The organism is Kitasatospora sp. NPDC056731 (genome assembly GCF_040687675.1).
Classification (GTDB): Bacteria; Actinomycetota; Actinomycetes; order Streptomycetales; family Streptomycetaceae; genus Kitasatospora.
Genome location: NZ_JBFBNR010000022.1, coordinates 1 through 17634, shown reverse-complemented (window position 1 = coordinate 17634; position 17634 = coordinate 1). Strand labels below are relative to the sequence as shown.

Annotated in this window: 10 protein-coding genes; 1 reads left to right on the top strand and 9 read right to left on the bottom strand. The window is 74.6% G+C overall.

Annotated features, from left to right (window positions below):
- Positions 1–49: 49 nt before the first annotated feature.
- The 4 genes from AB0R04_RS22950 to AB0R04_RS22935 all read right to left on the bottom strand — a co-directional run bounded on the left by AB0R04_RS22950 (position 50) and on the right by AB0R04_RS22935 (position 11816).
- A complete protein-coding gene (locus AB0R04_RS22950) occupies positions 50–9622 on the bottom strand; it encodes an amino acid adenylation domain-containing protein (protein WP_363374047.1) in 9573 nt (3190 codons plus the stop codon).
- A 181-nt stretch (positions 9623–9803) separates the two neighbouring features.
- The gene (locus AB0R04_RS22945; protein WP_063349684.1) at positions 9804–10016 is read right to left on the bottom strand and encodes an MbtH family protein; all 213 of its coding nucleotides are present in this window, start codon (positions 10014–10016) and stop codon (positions 9804–9806) included.
- A 61-nt stretch (positions 10017–10077) separates the two neighbouring features.
- Positions 10078–10206 (bottom strand): hypothetical protein, encoded by a 129-nt coding sequence (locus AB0R04_RS22940; protein ID WP_363374043.1) that lies wholly within the window; start codon positions 10204–10206, stop codon positions 10078–10080.
- A 365-nt stretch (positions 10207–10571) separates the two neighbouring features.
- Positions 10572–11816 (bottom strand): IS256 family transposase, encoded by a 1245-nt coding sequence (locus AB0R04_RS22935; RefSeq protein WP_363374040.1) that lies wholly within the window; start codon positions 11814–11816, stop codon positions 10572–10574.
- A 338-nt stretch (positions 11817–12154) separates the two neighbouring features.
- Between AB0R04_RS22935 and AB0R04_RS22930 the strand changes: the two genes are divergently transcribed.
- Positions 12155–13138 carry a helix-turn-helix transcriptional regulator gene (locus tag AB0R04_RS22930; RefSeq protein ID WP_363374037.1) on the top strand — a complete coding sequence of 328 codons (984 nt, stop codon included), beginning with the start codon at positions 12155–12157 and terminating at the stop codon, positions 13136–13138.
- Positions 13139–13199: 61 nt separating this feature from the next.
- Here the strand turns inward: AB0R04_RS22930 and AB0R04_RS22925 are convergent, their stop codons facing one another.
- From AB0R04_RS22925 to AB0R04_RS22905, 5 genes are all read right to left on the bottom strand, one after another.
- Entirely contained in the window at positions 13200–15698 is a 2499-nt protein-coding gene (locus AB0R04_RS22925; protein WP_363374035.1) for an ABC transporter permease, read from the bottom strand.
- On the bottom strand, positions 15695–16375 hold the full coding sequence (locus AB0R04_RS22920) for an ABC transporter ATP-binding protein (protein WP_063349686.1): 681 nt from the start codon (positions 16373–16375) through the stop codon (positions 15695–15697). The genes AB0R04_RS22925 and AB0R04_RS22920 overlap by 4 nt, the downstream gene beginning before the upstream one ends.
- 2 nt (positions 16376–16377) lie before the next feature.
- The gene (locus tag AB0R04_RS22915) at positions 16378–16911 is read right to left on the bottom strand and encodes a PadR family transcriptional regulator (protein ID WP_363374032.1); all 534 of its coding nucleotides are present in this window, start codon (positions 16909–16911) and stop codon (positions 16378–16380) included.
- A gap of 163 nt (positions 16912–17074) precedes the next feature.
- Entirely contained in the window at positions 17075–17269 is a 195-nt protein-coding gene (locus tag AB0R04_RS22910) for an RICIN domain-containing protein (RefSeq protein WP_363374030.1), read from the bottom strand.
- A 60-nt stretch (positions 17270–17329) separates the two neighbouring features.
- A partial coding sequence (locus tag AB0R04_RS22905; protein WP_363374027.1) for a hypothetical protein occupies positions 17330–17634 on the bottom strand: 305 nt, incomplete at its 5' end.

Below are 17634 nucleotides of genomic sequence, written 5' to 3'. Positions count from 1 at the left end.
CGGCGGGCGCGCATCCTGCGGTGGACGGGGCCGCGAGGTGGGCGGCAGGTCAGGCCGGGCCGCCCGGGCGGCGCATCGGCCGCAGGGCCGGGCGGGCCTTCTTCGGCGCGGGTGCCTGCTCGCGCCCGGGCAGGACGGCCGCGAGGGCGGCGACCGTGGGGGAGTCGAACAGGGTGCGGATCGGCAGCTCCGTACCGAGGGCGGCGCGGATGCGGCTGACCAGCTTGGTGGCGAGGAGGGAGTGGCCGCCGAGGTCGAAGAAGCGGTCGTCGATGGTGACGGTGGTGAGTCCGAGGACGTCGGCGAAGAGCGCGCAGAGGGTCTGTTCGGTGGTGTTGCGGGGGGCGCGGCCTTCGGTGGTGCCGGTGTAGTCGGGGGCGGGGAGGGCGCGGCGGTCGACTTTGCCGTTGGCGGTGACGGGGAGGGTGTCGAGGATGACGACGGCGGCGGGGAGCATGTAGCTGGGGAGGGTGTCGGCGACGGCGGCACGCAGTTCGCCGGGAGTGATACCGCCTGTCGAGGTGGTGGTGTAGACGACGAGGCGTTTGTCGCCGGGTTGGTCTTCGCGGACGTGGGCGAGGGCTTGGCCGACGGCGGGGTGGGCGGTGAACGCGGCTTCGACTTCGCCGAGTTCGATGCGGAAGCCGCGGATCTTGACCTGGTCGTCGGCGCGGCCGAGGAATTCCAGGACGCCGTCGGTGGTCCAGCGGGCGAGGTCGCCGGTGCGGTACATCCGCTCACCGGCGATGAACGGGCAGGCGACGAAGCGTTCGGCGGTGAGGGAGGGTCGGCCGGTGTAGCCGCGGGCGAGTCCGGCACCGGCGATGTACAGCTCGCCTGCCACGCCGGCGGGTACGGGCTGCAAGGCGGTGTCGAGCACGTACGTCCGGGTGTTGGCCAGCGGACGGCCGATCGGTACCACGTTCGGGACCGCCGAGGCGGTCGGCATCGGGAACTGGGTCGCGCACAGCGTCGTCTCGGTCGGCCCGTAAAGCGCTCGCACCGCGATGCCCGGGACGGCCTCCAGCACCCGGCGGACGGCCGGGGCCGAGACGACGTCCCCACCGGTCAGCACCTCGCGCACGCCGGTGAAGATGCCCGGGTCCTCCTCCGCGATGACGCGGAACAGCCCGGCGGTGACGTGCACGTGGGTGAGCCCGTGTGCCCGGACCAGCTCGCGGATGGCGGAGGCGTCCAGGTCGCCCTGCGGCGCGACGACCACCTGGCCGCCGGAGAGCAGCGGCGCCCACAGTTCGTAGGTCGAGGCGTCGAAGGCGTGCGGCGCGTGGAAGAGCACCCGCAGCCCGTCGGGGTGGTGCCAGCACGGGTCCGTCGCGAGCTGCACCACGTCCCGGTGGGTGATGGCGATGCCCTTGGGCACCCCGGTGGATCCGGAGGTGAACATCACGTACGCGAGCTGCTCCGGGTGGAGCCCGGCGGGCTGGGCGCGCCGCCTGCGCGGGCCGTCGAACCAGCCCTCGGTGAGCGGCAGGACGGGGCAGGGGGCGTCGGTGGCCAGCGGGTGGCCCTGGTGCGCGGGATCGACCAGGACGAGCGCCGCCCGCGTCTCGGCGGTGATCTGCCGCAGCCGCTCGGCCGGGTGCCGGTCGTCCAGCGGGACGTAGGTGCCGCCGGCCTTGGCCACCGCCAGGATCGCCGTGACCAGGTCGGCGGAGCGGTCCATCAGGAGGATCACCGGGGTGTCGGCGCCGACGCCCGCCTCGGCGAGGTGGGCCGCCAAGTGTTCGGCCCGGGAGTCGAGTTCGGCGTAGCTGAGTTGTTCGGTGCCGGTGATCACGGCGGGGGCGTCGGGGGTGGCGGCGGCCTGGGCCTCGAACAGCTGCGGCAGGGTGGCCTCGGGCACCGGTGCCGTCGGCCCGTTCCAGCCGGTGAGCAGGTGCTCGCGTTCGGCCGGGTCGAGGATCTCGATGCTGCCGATCGGGGCGTCCGGGTCGGCGGCGACGGCGTGCAGGACGCGGAGCAGCCGCTCGGCGAGGGCGGTGACGGTGGCGTGGTCGAAGAGGTCGGCCGCGTACTCGACCGCCACCGACAGGCCCGCCTGGGAGCCCTGTTCGGTGAAGCGGAAGGACAGGTCGAACTTGGCCACGTCCAGCTCGAAGGGGTGGTCCGCGCAGGCCAGGTCGCCGAAGGCGGCGGGCACCGCCGGGTCGCTCTCCAGGGCGATCAGCGACTGGAAGAGGGGGTGGCGGGTGGTGCGGGTGGGGTTGAGGTGTTCGACCAGGCGCTCGAAGGGGATGTCCTGGTGGTCGTAGGCGTCGAGGTCGGTGCGGCGGACGCGGTCCAGCAGTTCCCGGAAGGTGGGGTTGCCGGTGGTGTCGGTGCGCAGCAGCAGGGTGTTGACGAAGAAGCCGACCAGGTCGTCGAGGGCTTCGTCGGTGCGTCCGGCGACGGGGGTGCCGAGCGGGAGGTCGGTGCCCGCGCCGAGGCGGGTGTAGAGGGCGGCGACGGCGGCTTGCAGGGCCATGAAGAGGCTGGCGTTCTGCGCGGCGGCCAACTCGGCCAGGGCGGTGTGCAGTTCGGCGCCGACCTCGAACTCGGCGGCGCCGCCCCGGTGGCTGGGAACGGTCGGGCGGGGGCGGTCGTAGGGGAGCGCCAGTTCCTCGGGGAGGCCGGACAGCGTCTGCTGCCAGTGGGCGAGTTGTTCGGTGAGCAGGGTGGTGGGCTGCTGTGGGGTGCCGAGGAGTTCGTGCTGCCAGAGGGCGTAGTCGGCGTACTGTACCGGCATCGGCTCCCACTGCGGCGCGGTGTCGGCCAGTCGGGCCTGGTACGCGGTGGCGAGGTCGTGTAGGAGGGGGGCGACGGACCAGCCGTCGGTGGCGATGTGGTGCATGAGGACGAGCAGGACGTGTTCGTCGTGCGGGAGGGAGAGCAGCGTCGCGCGGACGGGCAGGTCGTGGGCGAGGTTGAAGACCTCCCCGCCGGCCTCGGTCAGGGCGGCCCGGAGCGCCGCCTCGGTGGCCACGGGTATGGTCCGCAGGATCGACTCGGGGGCCTCGGCGACCAGTTGGTGGGGCTGGCCGTCGGTGGTCGGGAAGACGGTGCGCAGCACCTCGTGCCGGGCCACCACGTCCCGCAGCGCGCCTTCCAGCGCGGGGCGGTCGAGGGCGCCGGTCAGCCGGAGGGCGACGGGCGTGTTGTAGAGCGCGCTCGAGCCCTCGAACTGCTCGATGAACCACAGGCGTTGCTGCGCGGAGGACAGCGGGACGCGCTCCGGTCGGGCGGCGGGTCGCAGGGCCGGGCGGGCCGCGCCGGAGGCGGGCAGGGCGGCGGCCAGGGCGGCCACCGTCGGGTGGTCGAAGAGCGCGCGGATCGGCAGCTCCGTGCCGAGGGCGGTGCGGACGCGGCTGACCAGCTTGGTGGCGAGCAGCGAGTGGCCGCCCAGGTCGAAGAAGCTGTCGTCGATGCCGACCGAGGCCAACCCGAGGACCTCGGCGAAGAGTTCGCAGAGCGCCTGCTCGGTTTCGGTGCGCGGGGCCCGGCCGGCGGCGGCGCCGGTGTAGTCGGGGGCGGGGAGGGCGCGGCGGTCGACCTTGCCGTTGGGGGTGACGGGCAGCGCGTCGAGGGTGACGATCGCGGCGGGCACCATGTAGCCGGGCAGACGGTCGGCGACGAAGGCGCGCAGCTCGTCGGGCCGGACGGGGCCCGTGACGTAGGCGACCAGGCGCTTGTCGCCCGGCTGGTCCTGGCGGACCATGGCGACGGCCTGGCCGACGGCCGGGTGGGCGGTGAACGCGGCCTCCACCTCGCCGAGTTCGATCCGGAAGCCGCGCAGCTTGATCTGGTCGTCGGCGCGGCCGACGAACTCCAGTTCGCCCGTGGTGGTCCAGCGCACCACGTCGCCGGTGCGGTACATCCGGCCGCCGGGCTCGCCGAAGGGGCAGGCCACGAAGCGCTCGGCGGTCAGGCCGGCGCGGCCGACGTAGCCCCGGGCCAGCCCGGCGCCCGCGACGTACAGCTCACCGGCGACGCCGACGGGGACCGGGCGCAGCCCGGCGTCCAGCGCGTACACCCGGGTGTTGGGCAGCGGCCGCCCGATCGGTACGGCGGCCGGGACCTCGGCGGCGGTGGCCATCGGGTGGCGGGTCGCGAAGGTCGTGGTCTCCGTCGGTCCGTAGCCGTTCACCACCCGCAGGCCGGGGCAGTGCTCCAGCACCCGCCGGATGGCGGCCGGCGAGACGATGTCGCCGCCCGTCCACACCTCGCGCAGCCCGGCGAAGGTCTCCGGGGCCTCGGCGGCCAGCACGTTGAAGAGCCCGACCGTCATCCAGGCGGCGCCGACCCGCCCCCGGCCGATCGCGGTCGCCAGCTCGGCGACGCCGAGCCGCCCGGCGGGGGCGACCACCACGCGGCCGCCTGAGAGCAGCGGCACCCAGAGCTCGTAGGTGGAGGCGTCGAAGGCGACGGGGGAGTGCAGCAGGACGCGCTCGTGGCCGCCGCCCGTGAACGCCCCGCCGAGCGCGAGGTCGACCACGGACCGGTGGGTGACGCCGATGCCCTTGGGCACGCCGGTCGAGCCGGAGGTGTGCATCACGTACGCCAACTGGTCGGCACTCAGGGGGAGTCCGAGGTTCCCGGCGGTGTCGGCAGCCTCGGGGTCTCGTGCGCTCTCGGGGTCTCGTGCGCCCTCGGGGTCGAGCACGTCCAGTCCGGTCAGCGCGGGGTGCGCCCGGTGGGCGGTGTCGGCCAGCACCAGCCGGGCCCCGGAGTCCGCGAGGACGGCCCGCAGGCGCTCGGCCGGCTGCGCGCCGTCCAGCGGCACGAAGGCGCCGCCGGCCTTGAGCACGGCCAGGATCGCCACCACCAGGGCGGCCGAGCGCTCCATCAGCAGCGCGACGGGGGTCTCCGGGCGGACCCCGGCCTCGACCAGCCGCACGGCCAACCCGTTGGCCCGCGCGTTGAGTTCGGCGTAGGTCAGCTCGACGTCGTCGGCGGTGAGCGCGACCGCGTCGGGCGTCTCGGCGGCCCGTGCCTCGAACAGCTCGGGCAGTGCGGCCTCCGGCAGCGGCGCGGTGGCGCCGGTCCCGCCGGTCAGCAGCCGCTCGCGCTCCTCCTCGGTCAACACCTGGACGGTGCCGACGAGTTCGGCCGGGTCGGCGACGATCCGGTCGAGCAGGGCGAGGAAGCGGTCCAGCAGGGTGCGCGCCTCGGCGGGGGTGAAGGCGTCGGGCCGGTGGTCCAGGCGCAGTTGGAGGCCGTCGCCCGGGGTGAGGGCCAGCAGCAGCGGGTAGTGCGCGCTGTCGACGTCCTCGACCAGGGTGACGTGGGTGGCGCCGCTCGGGTCGGCCTCGTCCAGGGCGGACGGGTCCGGGTAGTTGCCGTACACCGTGACGGTGTCGAACAGGCTGCCCACGCCGGCGAGTTGCTGGATCTCGGTGAGGCTGAGGTGCTGGTGGTCCAGCAGTGCGGACTGCTCGTGCTGGAGGCGCAGCAGCAGCTGCCCCCAGCTCTCGGCCGGGTCGAGGGTGACGCGCACCGGCACGGTGTTGATGAGCAGGCCCACCATCCGCTCCACGCCCGGCAGGTCGTGCGGCCGGCCGGAGACGGTGGTGCCGAAGAGCACGTCCTCGCGCCCGGTGAGCCGGGCCAGCAGCACGCCCCAGGCGGCCTGGACGAGGGTGTTGAGGGTGACGCCGTAGCGGCGGGCGGTGCGGGCCAGCGCCTCGGTGGCCGCCGGGGTGAGGCCGGTGTGCAGGCGCAGCGGCAGCTGCGGGGCGGCGGCCGAGCGGCCGGGGGCCAGCAGGGTGGGCTCGTCGGCGCCCGCCAGGGCCTGGGCCCAGGCGTCGCGGGCGGCGGCGCCGTCGCGCCGGGTGAGCCAGCGCAGGTACTCGCGGTAGGGGGCGGCCGGGGGCATCGGCTGCTGGAAGTACAGACCCCACAGCTCCTCGGCGAACAGCGGGGTGGACCAGCCGTCCAGCAGGATGTGGTGCGCGGCGGCGATCAGCTGGTGGCGCCCGGGGGCGAGGGTGAGCAGGGTGTAGCGCAGCAGCGGCGGCCGGGCGAGGTCGAAGCGGCGGCCGTACTCGGCGGCGGCGATCCGCGCGGCCTCGGCCTGCGGGTCGGCGTGCGCCGTCAGGTCGAGGACGGTGAAGGGCAGCTCGACGCCGTCCGGTACGGCCTGCACGGGCGGGCCGTCGGGGCGCTGGTGGAAGCCCGCCTTGAGGTTGGGGTGGCGCAGCAGCAGTGCCTCGGCGGCGGCGCGCAGCCGGTCGGCGTCCACCGGGCCGGTGAGGTCGAAGGTGCAGACGGAGGTGTAGACGTCGGCGCCGTCGGTGTCGTACGCCGCGTGGAAGGCCATGCCCTGCTGGAGCGGCGAGGTGGGCCAGACGTCCACCAGGCGGGCGGGGGCGTGGTGTCCGGCGAGCTGGTCCAGTTCGGACTGGCCGAGCGTGACGAGCGGGAAGTCGGAGGGGGTGTGTCCGCCCGCGTCCGGCCGGTCGGCGTGCTCGGCGAGCGCGCGCAGCGCGGTGAACCACGCCTCGGCGAGCGCGGCCACGCGCTCCTCGGCGAGCAGCCCGGTGGCGTAGGACCACTGGGCGACCAGCAGCGGGCCCTGCGGGGTGTCGACGGTGGTGGCGTCCAGGCCGAGCACCCGGCCGAGCGCGAGGCCGGTCGCGGCGCCCTCGCTCATCGCCTCGGTGCCGGCGAGCACGTCCTCGGCGGTGACGCCCTCCGGCGCGAAGCGGCCCAGGTAGTTGAACTCGACCTGCGGATCGGCGTACCCCTCCAGCACGGCGGCGGTGGCCGGGTTGAGGTGGCGCAGCAGGCCGTAGCCGATGCCGTTGTCCGGGACGGCGCGCAGCTGCTCCTTGACCCGGCCGAGGGCCCGGCCGAGCCCGGGGCCGGCCGCGGTGACCTCGGACCAGGGCAGCGCCCCGGGGGCGAGCCGGACGGGGTAGAGGGAGGTGAACCAGCCGGCGGTGCGGTGCAGGTCGACGCCGTCGACGACCTCCTCGCGGCCGTGGCCCTCCGCGGTCACCAGTACGGCGCCGTCCGGACCGGTGGTCGCCGCGCCGCGCCAGTGGCCGAGGGCGAGCGCCAGCGCGGTCAGCAGCACGTCGTTGACCTGCGCGTGGTAGGCGGCCGTGACCCGGGTCAGCAGCGCCTGGGTGGTCTCGGCGGGCAGCACGAGCCGCAGGACGCCCTCGGTGGCGTAGGTGTCCCGGGCCGGGTCGAGCGGGCGCGCGCCGAGCAGCGGGTCCGGGGTGGCCAGGGCAGCCTCCCAGAGCGGGAGTTCGGCGGCCCGGCGGTCGGTCCCGGCCTCGGCGGTGAGCCGCTGGGCCCAGCGGCGGAAGGAGGTGGGCACCGGCGCCAGCGCCACGGCCCGGCCCTCGCGGGCGGCGGCGAGCGCGGTGAGCAGGTCCTCCTCGACGATGCGCCAGGTGACGCCGTCCACCGCCAGGTGGTGGATCACGAGCAGGAGCTGCGAGGGCAGGCCCGGCCCGGCGTCGAACCGGACGGCCTGGAGCATCCGGCCGTCCTCGGGCGAGAGGCGCTCGCGGGCGGCCTCGGTCTCGGCGCGCAGCGCCTCCTCGGTGGCCGGGCCCGCGACGTGCCGCAGCGCGGCCCCGGCGGGGACGGCGCCGGGGGCGGGGACGTGCAGCGTCCAGGGGCGCTCGGCGAGCGGGGAGGTGCGGGCGCGGAAGACGTCGTGGTGGTCGAGCAGCGCTTGGAGGGCCGTGGCCACGTGCTCGGGCCCGCTCCCGGCGGGGAGGGTGAGCAGGGTGGACTGGTAGAAGCTCTCGACGGCGCCGTGCTGCGCGGCCAGCCAGTGCACGATGGGCGTCGGCGGCACCTCGCCGAGGCCGGCCCCGGCGGGTTCGGCGACGACCGGCCCCTCCAGCGGTCGGGCGATCCGGGCCAGCGCCTCGACGGTCGGCGAGAGGAACACCTCGCGGGGGGTGAGCTGCAGCCCGGCGTGCCGGGCCCGGGAGACGAGCCGGATGGCCACGATGGAGTCGCCGCCGAGCTCGAAGAAGGAGTCCGTGACGCCCACCGCGGGCAGGCCCAGCACCTCGGCGAAGAGCCGGGCGAGGGTGTGCTCCAGCTCCCCGGCGGGGGCCCGGCCGCCCTCCTCGGCGGCGGCGAAGACCGGCGCCGGCAGGGCGCGCTTGTCCACCTTGCCGTTGGGCGTGAGCGGCAGCCGGTCGAGCACCACGACGGTGGGCACCATGTGGTCGGGCAGCCGCTCGGCGCAGTACGCGCGCAGCTCGGCCGGGTCGGCGGCGCCGACGGTGTAGCCGACCAGGCGGCGCTCGCCCGGGCGGTCCTCGCGGACCAGCACCACGGCCTGGCGCACCTCGGGGTGGGCGGAGAGGGCCTGCTCGACCTCGCCGAGCTCCACCCGGAAACCGCGGATCTTCACCTGGTCGTCGGCCCGGCCGACGAAGTCCAGCTGCCCGTCCGGCCGTTGGCTGCCGAGGTCGCCGGTGCGATACATCCGGTCGCCGGGCTCGCCGAAGGGGCAGGCGACGAAGCGCTCGGCGGTCAGGCCGGGGCGCCCGAGGTAGCCCCGGGCCAGGTGCGGGCCGGAGACGTACAGCTCGCCCACGGTGCCCGGCTCGACCGGGCGCAGCCGCTCGTCCAGCACGTGGATGCGCACGTCCTGGCAAGGGTGGCCGATCGGGGGCTGCTCCTCGCCGGTGAGCGGCTCGCTCATGGTGACGATGACGGTGGTCTCGGTCGGCCCGTAGCTGTTGAGCATCAGGCGGTCGCGGCCGCAGCGGGCGGCCAGTTCGCGCGGGATGGCCTCGCCGCCGCCGATCAGGGTGCGCAGGGAGGGCAGCGGCACGTCCGGCAGGGTGGCCGCCATCGCGGTGGCGATGTCGGCGTGGGTGACGCCGTACTGCTCGATCAGCGCGGCCAGCGGCTCGCCGACCAGCTGGCTCTGCTCGCGGGGGAGCACCAGGGCGGCGCCGGTGGAGAGCGCCACGGCCAGGTCGGAGACGGAGACGTCGAAGCTGAGCGAGGCGGCCTGGAGCACCCGGCTGCCGGGGCCGACCCCGGTGGCGGCGACCTGCGTGTCGATCATGCTGGGCAGCCCGGTGTGGGTGACGGCCACACCCTTGGGCACACCGGTGGAGCCGGAGGTGTAGATCACGTACGCGGTGTTCCCGGCGCTCAGCGGCCGCACCCGCTCGGCGGCGGTGAAGGGGGTGCCGGCCTGGGTGGCCAGCTCGGCGAGGTGCCCGGGGTCGTCGAGCAGCAGCCGGGGGGCGTCGGTCTCGGGCAGCTGGGCGGCGGCCTCGGCGGTGGTGAGCACCAGGGCGGCGCGGGAGTCGGTCAGCATGTGGCGCAGCCGCTCGGCGGGGTAGGCCGGGTCGGCGGGCAGCCAGGCGGCGCCGGTCTTGGCCACGGCGAGGATCGCGGCGACGGCCTCGGGGGACTTCGGCAGGGCGAGCGCGACGATGTCCTCGGTGCCCAGGCCGCGGGCGGCGAGCACCCGGGCCAGCCGGTTGGCGCGGGCGTCCAGCTCGGTGTACGTGAGGGTGGTGCCCTCGGCGTACAGGGCGGGGGCCTGCGGGGTGCGGGACGTCTGGGCGTCTACCAGCGCGGTCAGGGTCGGCCGCTGGTCGGCTCTGTGCGTCTGCTGGACCCCGGACATGTGGCTCTCTCCCTCGTACGGCTGGCCCCCGCGGTGGCGGGAACGGCTTGCTCGGCGACCTTCGGGGCGGTCGGCCCGGGCGGTCGATGGAGCGGCGGTGCGGTGGCGTGGTGGCGCGGTTCTGGCTGTTCTGGCTGTTTTGGTGGTGCGGTGGTGCGGCTTCGGCGCTGGGCTGCTGCGATCAGTGGCCGGACTGCTGGGCGAGCAGGCTCTTCGGCCGCAGGTCCTGCCAGTGCTGTTCGACGTAGTCGAGGCAGTCCTGTCGGCCGGCGGCGCCGAAGGCCTGCTGCCAGCCGTCGGGCACCGGGCTGAAGGCCGGCCACAGCGAGTGCTGGCCCTCGTCGTTCACCAGGACGAGGTAGCTGGCGTCGGGGTCCTCGAACGGGTTCGCCATCGTCGGTTTCCTCTTTGTTCGGAGAAATTTCGGGGAGGGGGGAATTACGCCGGAGCGCGGCTCACGGACCCCAGCCGGAGTCGGGGTTGGGCGCCGAGACGAGGGCGGCGGCGGCCAGGGGCGAGTGCGGGTCGGCGCTGCTCTGGACGCCCAGTCCGGCGACCAGCAGAACGGCGAGAATCCCGAGCATATGGTGAATGCGAACGGCAAGATTCTTCATCGTTAATTCCTTTTTCCGAGGGGGCGGTCGGCCCTCTTCGCTCGGAAATTCATCCTGCCGAGGCTCAAACGGGGGTGGAAGCTCTGGCCATGATCGGGAACACGCATTGCGGGAACCGGAAGCCCGAACAGACCATGTCAAAAACAGACAGATCTGATCCAAAGAGTGCCTGGCACTGTCAGATCAGTGGTGGGAACCGGTCACTGGCGAGGGTTTCGGTCAAACCACGCCCCCGGCACGTCGGCGGGGGAGGCCCCGGCCCCGGCCCCCGGAAGCCGCCGAAGCTGCCGCAGGGGCGGGGGTTGCGGAGCGTCAGCGCGGGAGGTGATGGAGCGTCAGCAGTGTGAGCCCCGGCGCAGTTCCTCGCGGACGGCGGGCCAGTCGTCGGTCCACGTCCGCCCCGCCGAGGCGGGTGACTCCAGGGCGATCGTCGCCAGGTAGGCGCGCTTGAGCGCGGCCCGCTCGTCCTGCACCCGGCCCGAGGCCTGCTCGATCCGGCGCAGCCGGGCGTGCAGCCGCTCCAGCGCGCCCCCGCCCGCGAGCAGACGCCGCGCCTCGGGGCCGAAGCGGAAGCCGGCGGCGAGCAGCGGCCAGGCCGACCGCCACACCCGGAACACCTCGCGGTGGCCCGGACCCCACTCCCGCTCGGCCCGGGACAGCCGCGCCATCGCCGCCCGCTCGGTGGGCGCGGCACAGATCTCGCGCAGCGTCCGCGCGAGCGCACCCCAGTCCTCGCCGGGCGCGTGCCGCAGCGCGGCGTGCAACAGGTGGGCCATCGAGCCGTGCACCACGGTGCGCGGCCACCGCGCGGCCACCGCCTCGGCCAGGCCCCCGCCGGTGTCGCCGACCAGCACCCAGACCTCGCGCACCCCGCGCTCGGCGAGCTCGGCCAGCACCTGCGGCCAGTGCTCCCCGTCCGTGGCCGGCCACAGGCCCAGGACCTCGCGCCGGCCGTCGGTGGAGATCCCGAGCGCCAGGTGCACCAGCGGGCCGCCCGAGCGGCCGCTGCGCACCGCGTCGAGGAAGACCACCGGGTAGACGGGGTCGAGCGGGCACCGGCGCCGCTCGTCGAGCTCGTTGAGCACCTGGTCGGTGATGGCGGAGACGGTCTCCCGGCTGAGCTCCACGCCGTACACCTCGGCCAGGTGCGCCACCAGCTCGCCCGAGCTGAGGCCGCGCGCGGTGAGCGAGATGACCAGCCGGTCGAGGCCGGGCAGCCGGCGGGCCCGGGGGCGGACGGCCCGGGGGGTGAAGCTGCCCTGGCGGTCCCGGGGCACCCGCACCTCGACCGGGCCGACCTCGGTGAGCAGCCGTCTGGCCCGGGCGCCGTTGCGGACGTTGGCGCCGGGGTCGGTGCCGGGTTCGGCCCCGCGCAGGTGCTCCTGGAGTTCGAGTTCCAGTGCGTGCTCGATCAGCTGCTTGGCGAGCGTCTGGAACAGCCCGCCGTCGCCCAGCAGCCGGATCGCGCCGGAGCCGACCTGCTCGGCGGCGGCTTCCGCCAGCTGCCGCACCAGCCGCTGGTCCACCAGCTCGGCCAGGTCCACGGGCGGGACCGCCGGGCCGGGATCAGCTCGCAACAAGGGGTGCCCTCCGTCTGTCGGCCGTTCCGTCCGCCGACCGTCCGCCCCGGCCGCCCTGACGGGGCGACAGGCACGACACGGCGGCCATCCGCCTGTCACCGCGGCCGGGTGCGGTCGGGTCCGCCACTGCCGCGGTCGGCTCCCCCGCCTCCGGGCGCGCTCGGCTTCGCCGTCGGCCGCTGATTTCCGCGCCACTTGGGCGTACACTCACGGCAGTCAGAGCCCGGGGGGACGGCTTCCGACCGACAGGTGATTTCCATCCTGCCATTTCAGACGCCTGGCGGTGGCCGGTACGGGCATTCGTGAAACCGCAATGCCGAAGCCGGAAGGATGCCCAGATGTGCCTATCCCAGGACAACAGCGCGGGAATGGGGACACCGCAGCTCTGTGACCGGGGGGTCGAGTTCTACCGGGTGGCGCTGGCCGAGGGCTGCGCCGCCGGAGACGCCCCCGAGTGCCTGCTCGCGATGGGCCTGCTGCGCTCCGTACCCGGCTCCGGCGAGCGGCTGACCCCCGTCCCGCCCGACATCGCGGCCACCGGCCTGACCCGGCCGCTCGAACTCGCCGTGCTGGGCCACCAGGAGCGGCTCGCCGAGCTGCGCACCGCCTTCACCGCCGCCGACCGCGCCTACCAGGACGTCATGCGCCGGGCCCAGCTGCCGGTCCGCCTCCTGACGGGCGAGGAGATCAACCCCGCGCTGGAGAAGGCCGTCGCCGCCTGCACCGAGGAACTGCGCACCGCCCAGCCCGGCGGTGGCCGCAGCCCCGAGCACCTCGCGGACGCCCTCCCGCGCGACCTCGCCCTCGCCGGGCGCGGCGTGCGCCAGCGCACCCTCTACCAGCACACCGTGCGCGCGCACGGCCCGACGCTGGCCTACATCGAGCAGGTCACCGCCCAGGGCGCCCGGATACGCACCCTGAACGAGGTGTTCGACCGGGTGATCATCTGCGACCGCTCCACCGCCTTCGTCCCGGCCGCGGCCGACCGCGAGGCCGCCGCGATGCTCATCCAGTTCCCACCGCTGGTCGAGTACCTGCTCAAGATCTACGAGTTGATGTGGGAGCGCGCCGAACCGGTCACCTACCTGGAGGGCCGCCACCGCCCCCAACTGCTCACCGACCGCACCCGCCAGAACGTCCTGCGCCTGATGGTCAACGGCTACACCGACGAGGCCATCGCCTCCCGCCTCGGCATGAGCACCCGTACGGTCTCCAGCCACATCCAGAAGGCCAGCGAACTCCTCGGCAGCCGCAGCCGCGGCCACCTCGGCTACATCATCGCCCGCGAGGGCGTCCTGGACGAACCCCTCGACGACCTGTGACCTGTGACCGGTACCGGGGGTCGTCGCCGTCGCCTGGCGGGACGGCCCCCGGTGGCCGGTGCTACTCGTAGCGCAGTTCGCTGGGCCGCATCAGGCGCAGGAGCTGCGGCAGGCCGAGCGCGGTCGTGAGGAGGACGGCGCCGGCGGCGATCGCGGACATGGCCAGCATGGAGCCCCAGTCGAGGGCGAAGGGCAGGCCCGCCGTGTACTGCAGGACGGCTCCCATCAGCAGGCCGCCGACGGTGGCCAGCAGCATGCCCAGGGCCATCGGGACGAGGGTCTGCCACAGCACCGACAGGCCCAGGATCCGGCGGCGGGTGCCGACGGCGTTCAGCACGCCGAGGATGCGGCGCTGCTCCCGGAACCGCTCCAACTGGCCGACCAGCAGGCTGAGGGCGACCAGCAGCAGGGTGACGGCGGAGCCGGCGGTGAGCAGGCGTTTGACGGCGAGGTAGGTCGGGTCGACGACGCGGTCGAGGGGGGACCCGGCGAAGCCCTGTGGGTCGATCGCCATGACGGCGGTCGCGAGTTGCTCCTTCGGGTCCGGCAGGCCGGGGGCCATCGCGACCAGGACGGTCGCGGGCTGGCCGCGCAGTGCGGCGGCCGGGGCGGCGGCCGGGGTGAGGAGCAGCAGGCCGGAGCCGAGCCGCCCGTTGGGGTCGGCGCCTTCGACGGGCTCGACGGTGGCCGTCACCGCGGGCATTGGCCAGGACGGCGGCTCGCCGTCACCGTGGAAGTAGGCGGCGTGGACGGTCGTGCCGGGCCTGGTCTCGGCGGCGGCGTCCGTGCCGCGGTTCGTTCCGGTGTTTGTGCCGGTGTTCGCTCCGGTGCTCGTGCCGCCGCTCGGCCGGATGGTCCGGCCCTGGACGGCGAAGGCGTCACCGTCCTTGCAGTCGGGCAGGGTGGCGAAGCCGCGCAGCACGGCGCAGCCGGCGATCCGGACGCCGGGCAGCTCCCAGGACTTGGCGGTGGGGGTCTCCAAGGCGAACTCGGTGTAGGCGGCGGTGGCCTGCACCCCGGGGGAGTGCGCCAGCGAGTCGGCGAGCCGATCGGCCTGCGGTCCGCCGCCGGGGAAGGACACCGACTGCTGGTACGGCCCGACCGCGGCGCGGGGGCCGGGGCGGTCCTCGTAGCTCGCGCTGACGCCGAGGAAGAGCGTCTGCAGGGCGATCGCCCCGGCGACGGCGACGACCACGCCGCTGACCGCGGCCGAGGCGGGGCCCGAGCTCAACTGGAGCCTTCGGATGGCGAGTTGCCAGGACACGCCGCCGCCGGAGCGCCGGGTGGCGGCCTCCACCAGCCAGGGCAGCAGGGTGCAGACGCCCACCAGCATCAGCAGCACGCCGACCGCGACCAGCAGTGAACCGCGGGTGTCCTGAACGGAGTTGAAGACGGCGGTGCGCCCCATCCCGGACGGGTTGTACTGCGTGGGCAGCGCCAGCGCGAGCGCCGTCAGGGCGAGACCGGCCAGCGGCAGCGCCAGCCGCCACCCGATCCGACGCCGGCCGGGGCCGGACCGGCGGACCACGCCGAGCGGGTCGACGGTGACCCGGCGCATCGCCAGCAGGGTCACGCCGACGCCGAGGAGCGGCACGACCACGGCGATCGCGGCGGCGATGGCGGGGTGCGGCGCGATGTCCTCGGGGTAGAAGCTGAAGCCGGCGAGCCGCAGGTGGCCGGTCAGCCGCCGGCCGAGCAGGAACAGTGCCGCGCCCGCGACCAGGCCCAGCACCGCGCCGACCAGGGACTCCCCGGCGGCGAGCCGGGCGGTCATCCGGCGGTCCGCGCCGACCAGGCGCAGCGCGGCGAGCCTGCGGTCGCGCCGTTCGCCGCCGAAGCGGGCGGCGGCGGCGAGGAAGACACCGACCGGGGCGAGCATCACGGTCAGGCCGACGGCGTTGAGCAGGATCAGCCGGGGGTCCATCGGCTTGGGCGGCGAGAAGTGGCCGTACGAGGTGATGCGGTCGGCTCCGGCGTCCAGCGAGAGCCGGTCGCTGCCGAGCAGGTAGCCGGCCTGGCCGGGGCCGAGCAGACCGGCCGGGCCGATGCCGCCGACCACCGGATAGGGGAGCCGGTCGCGCAGCAGCTGGTTGGCCGGGTCCTTCAGGAGCTCGGCCAGGGCGGGCGAGACGACCATCCGCCCCGGCGGCGGGTAGGCGGCCACTCCGGGCGGGAGCGCCGCGTCCGGGCCCTCGGGCTGGACGACCCGTCCACGGATCGGGGTGCCCCGGAAGGCGGTGTCGGCGGTGGCGATGAGGACCGTCCGGTCGCCGGGCGTGGGCAGGTCCTCGTCGCGGAAGGTGTCGTTCTGCACGTACAGGCGCTCGTTGCGGTGCTGGACGATGCCGGGGAAGGAGGCGGTGAACAGCAGCAGGGCCACCCCCAGGCCGACGCCGCAGGCGGTGAGCAGCAGCCGCCCCCAGCCGTCCCGCCCGTTGGTGAGGGCCAGGCGCACGCCGAGGCCGAGCTGGTCCAGGAACGGCGAGCGGACCCGGTCGGCGTCGGGGCTGCTCACGCCGGGGCCGCTCACGCCGGGGCCGCTCGTGGTGGAACTGCTCATATCGCGCCCGCCAGGTCGCGGGTACGGCCGTCGCGGACGACGATCTCGCGGTCGGCGTAGGCGGCGACCCTGACCTCGTGGGTGACCAGGACGACGGCGGCGCCGGTCTCCCGGGCGGCCAGGGTGAGCAGCTTCATCACCCGCTCGCCGTTGAGGGAGTCGAGCGCGCCGGTCGGCTCGTCGGCGAAGACCGCCCTGGGCCCGGTGATCAGGGCCCGCGCGGCGCCGACCCGTTGGCCCTGGCCGCCGGAGACCTCGCCGGGGCGCTTGGCGGCCACGTCGTCCACCTCCAGGCGCTCCAGCCATTCACGGGCCCGGGCCTCGGCGGCCCGGCGGCGCAGTCCGTTGAGGCGCAGCGGGAGCGCGACGTTCTCCAGGCAGGAGAGTTCCGGGACGAGCTGGCCGAACTGGAACAGGAAGCCGAACTCGGTGCGCCGCAGGGCGCTCAGCTCGGCGTCGGAGCAGGCGGTGAGGTCGCGTTCCCGGTAGCGGAGGCGGCCGCTGTCGGGTCGGGTGATCCCGGCGAGGCAGTGCAGCAGGGTGGACTTGCCGGAGCCCGATGGGCCCATCACGGCGACGAGTTCGCCGGCCGCGACGGTGAGCGAGGCTCCGCCGAGCGCCGGGGTGAGCCCGAAGTTCTTGTGCAGGTCGTGGGCGGCGAGCAGGGGTTCGGGCATGGTCAACGCTGGGACTCCGTGATGCGGGCGGCGAGTTCGTCCAGGCGGGCGGCGGTGAGCTCCAGCCAGCGCAGGTCGGCTTCCAGGTGGAACAGGGCGTGGTCGCAGATCAGCTGGTCGGTGAGGTCACCGGTGAGCTTGCGGCGGGTCAGCTCCCGCATCTCCTTGAGGTGTTCGGCCCGCTGCGCGTCCAGGACGTCGGCGCCGGAGCGGCCGGTCAGGAGGGCGAGCACGACCTTCTGGTAGAGCGTGCTCTGCAGGTACGGCTGCGGGCTCTCCGGGTGCGCGAGCCAGTTGGCGAGGTCGGTGACCCCGGCGTCGGTGATCGCGTACCGCTTGCGCTCCGGGCCGTCGCCGGCCTCGACACCGTCGACCACCACCAGCCCGTTCTTCAGCAGCCGGGAGAGTGTCGCGTACACCTGCCCGTAGTGCAGGCCGCGGTCGCGCCCGAAGTGCTCGTCGTGGAGGCGTTTGATGTCGTATCCGTGGCGGGGCTGGGTCTCCAGCAAGCCGAGGAACAGCTGTCCGAGTGACATGCTCCGGGACTATACAGGCCATGTATACACACAGGTGTATAGCGGGCCCCCTGGGGGCCCGGCCGCCGCAGCCGACACGGCCGCGGCCTCCCCGAGTGTGATTCGGGGAGGCCGCAGCGGTTCGGTGCCCTGGTCGTTTCAGACTTCCGTGGGCACCCGGTGGTCAGCCCGCCTGGGCGCGCACCAGCCAACGCTGGTTGGCGCTGGCGGTGCAGGACCAGACCCCGAGTGTGGTGCCGTTCGCGTCCGCCCAGCCGGGCAGTTCGAGGCACTTGTCGGAGATCGGGTTGTAGAGCGTGCCGTCGTAGCGGCGGACCCAGGTCTGGGCGTCGTCGGCGGCGCAGGTCTGGAAGGACACCTTGGTGCCGACTCGGCCAACGCCTCCACGCTGACCTGGGACGTCGAGGGCAAGCTCGCCTCACTCGCCCAGGGTTCGGCCGTCACGACGTACGTCTACGACGCCGACGGCAACCAGCTGATCCGCCGCAACCCCGGCAAGGTCACCGTCAACCTCGGCGGCGGCGACGAACTCACCTACGACACCGGTACCAAGACCAGCACCGGTACCCGCTACTACAGCATCCCCGGCGGGATCACTCTGGTCCGCGAGAGCCCGACCAAGCTCACCTACCAGTTCGCCGACCACCACGGCACCAACACCCTGTCCATCGGCCGCGACAGCCTCGTCGAGACCCGCCGCCCCACCGACCCCTTCGGCGCCCC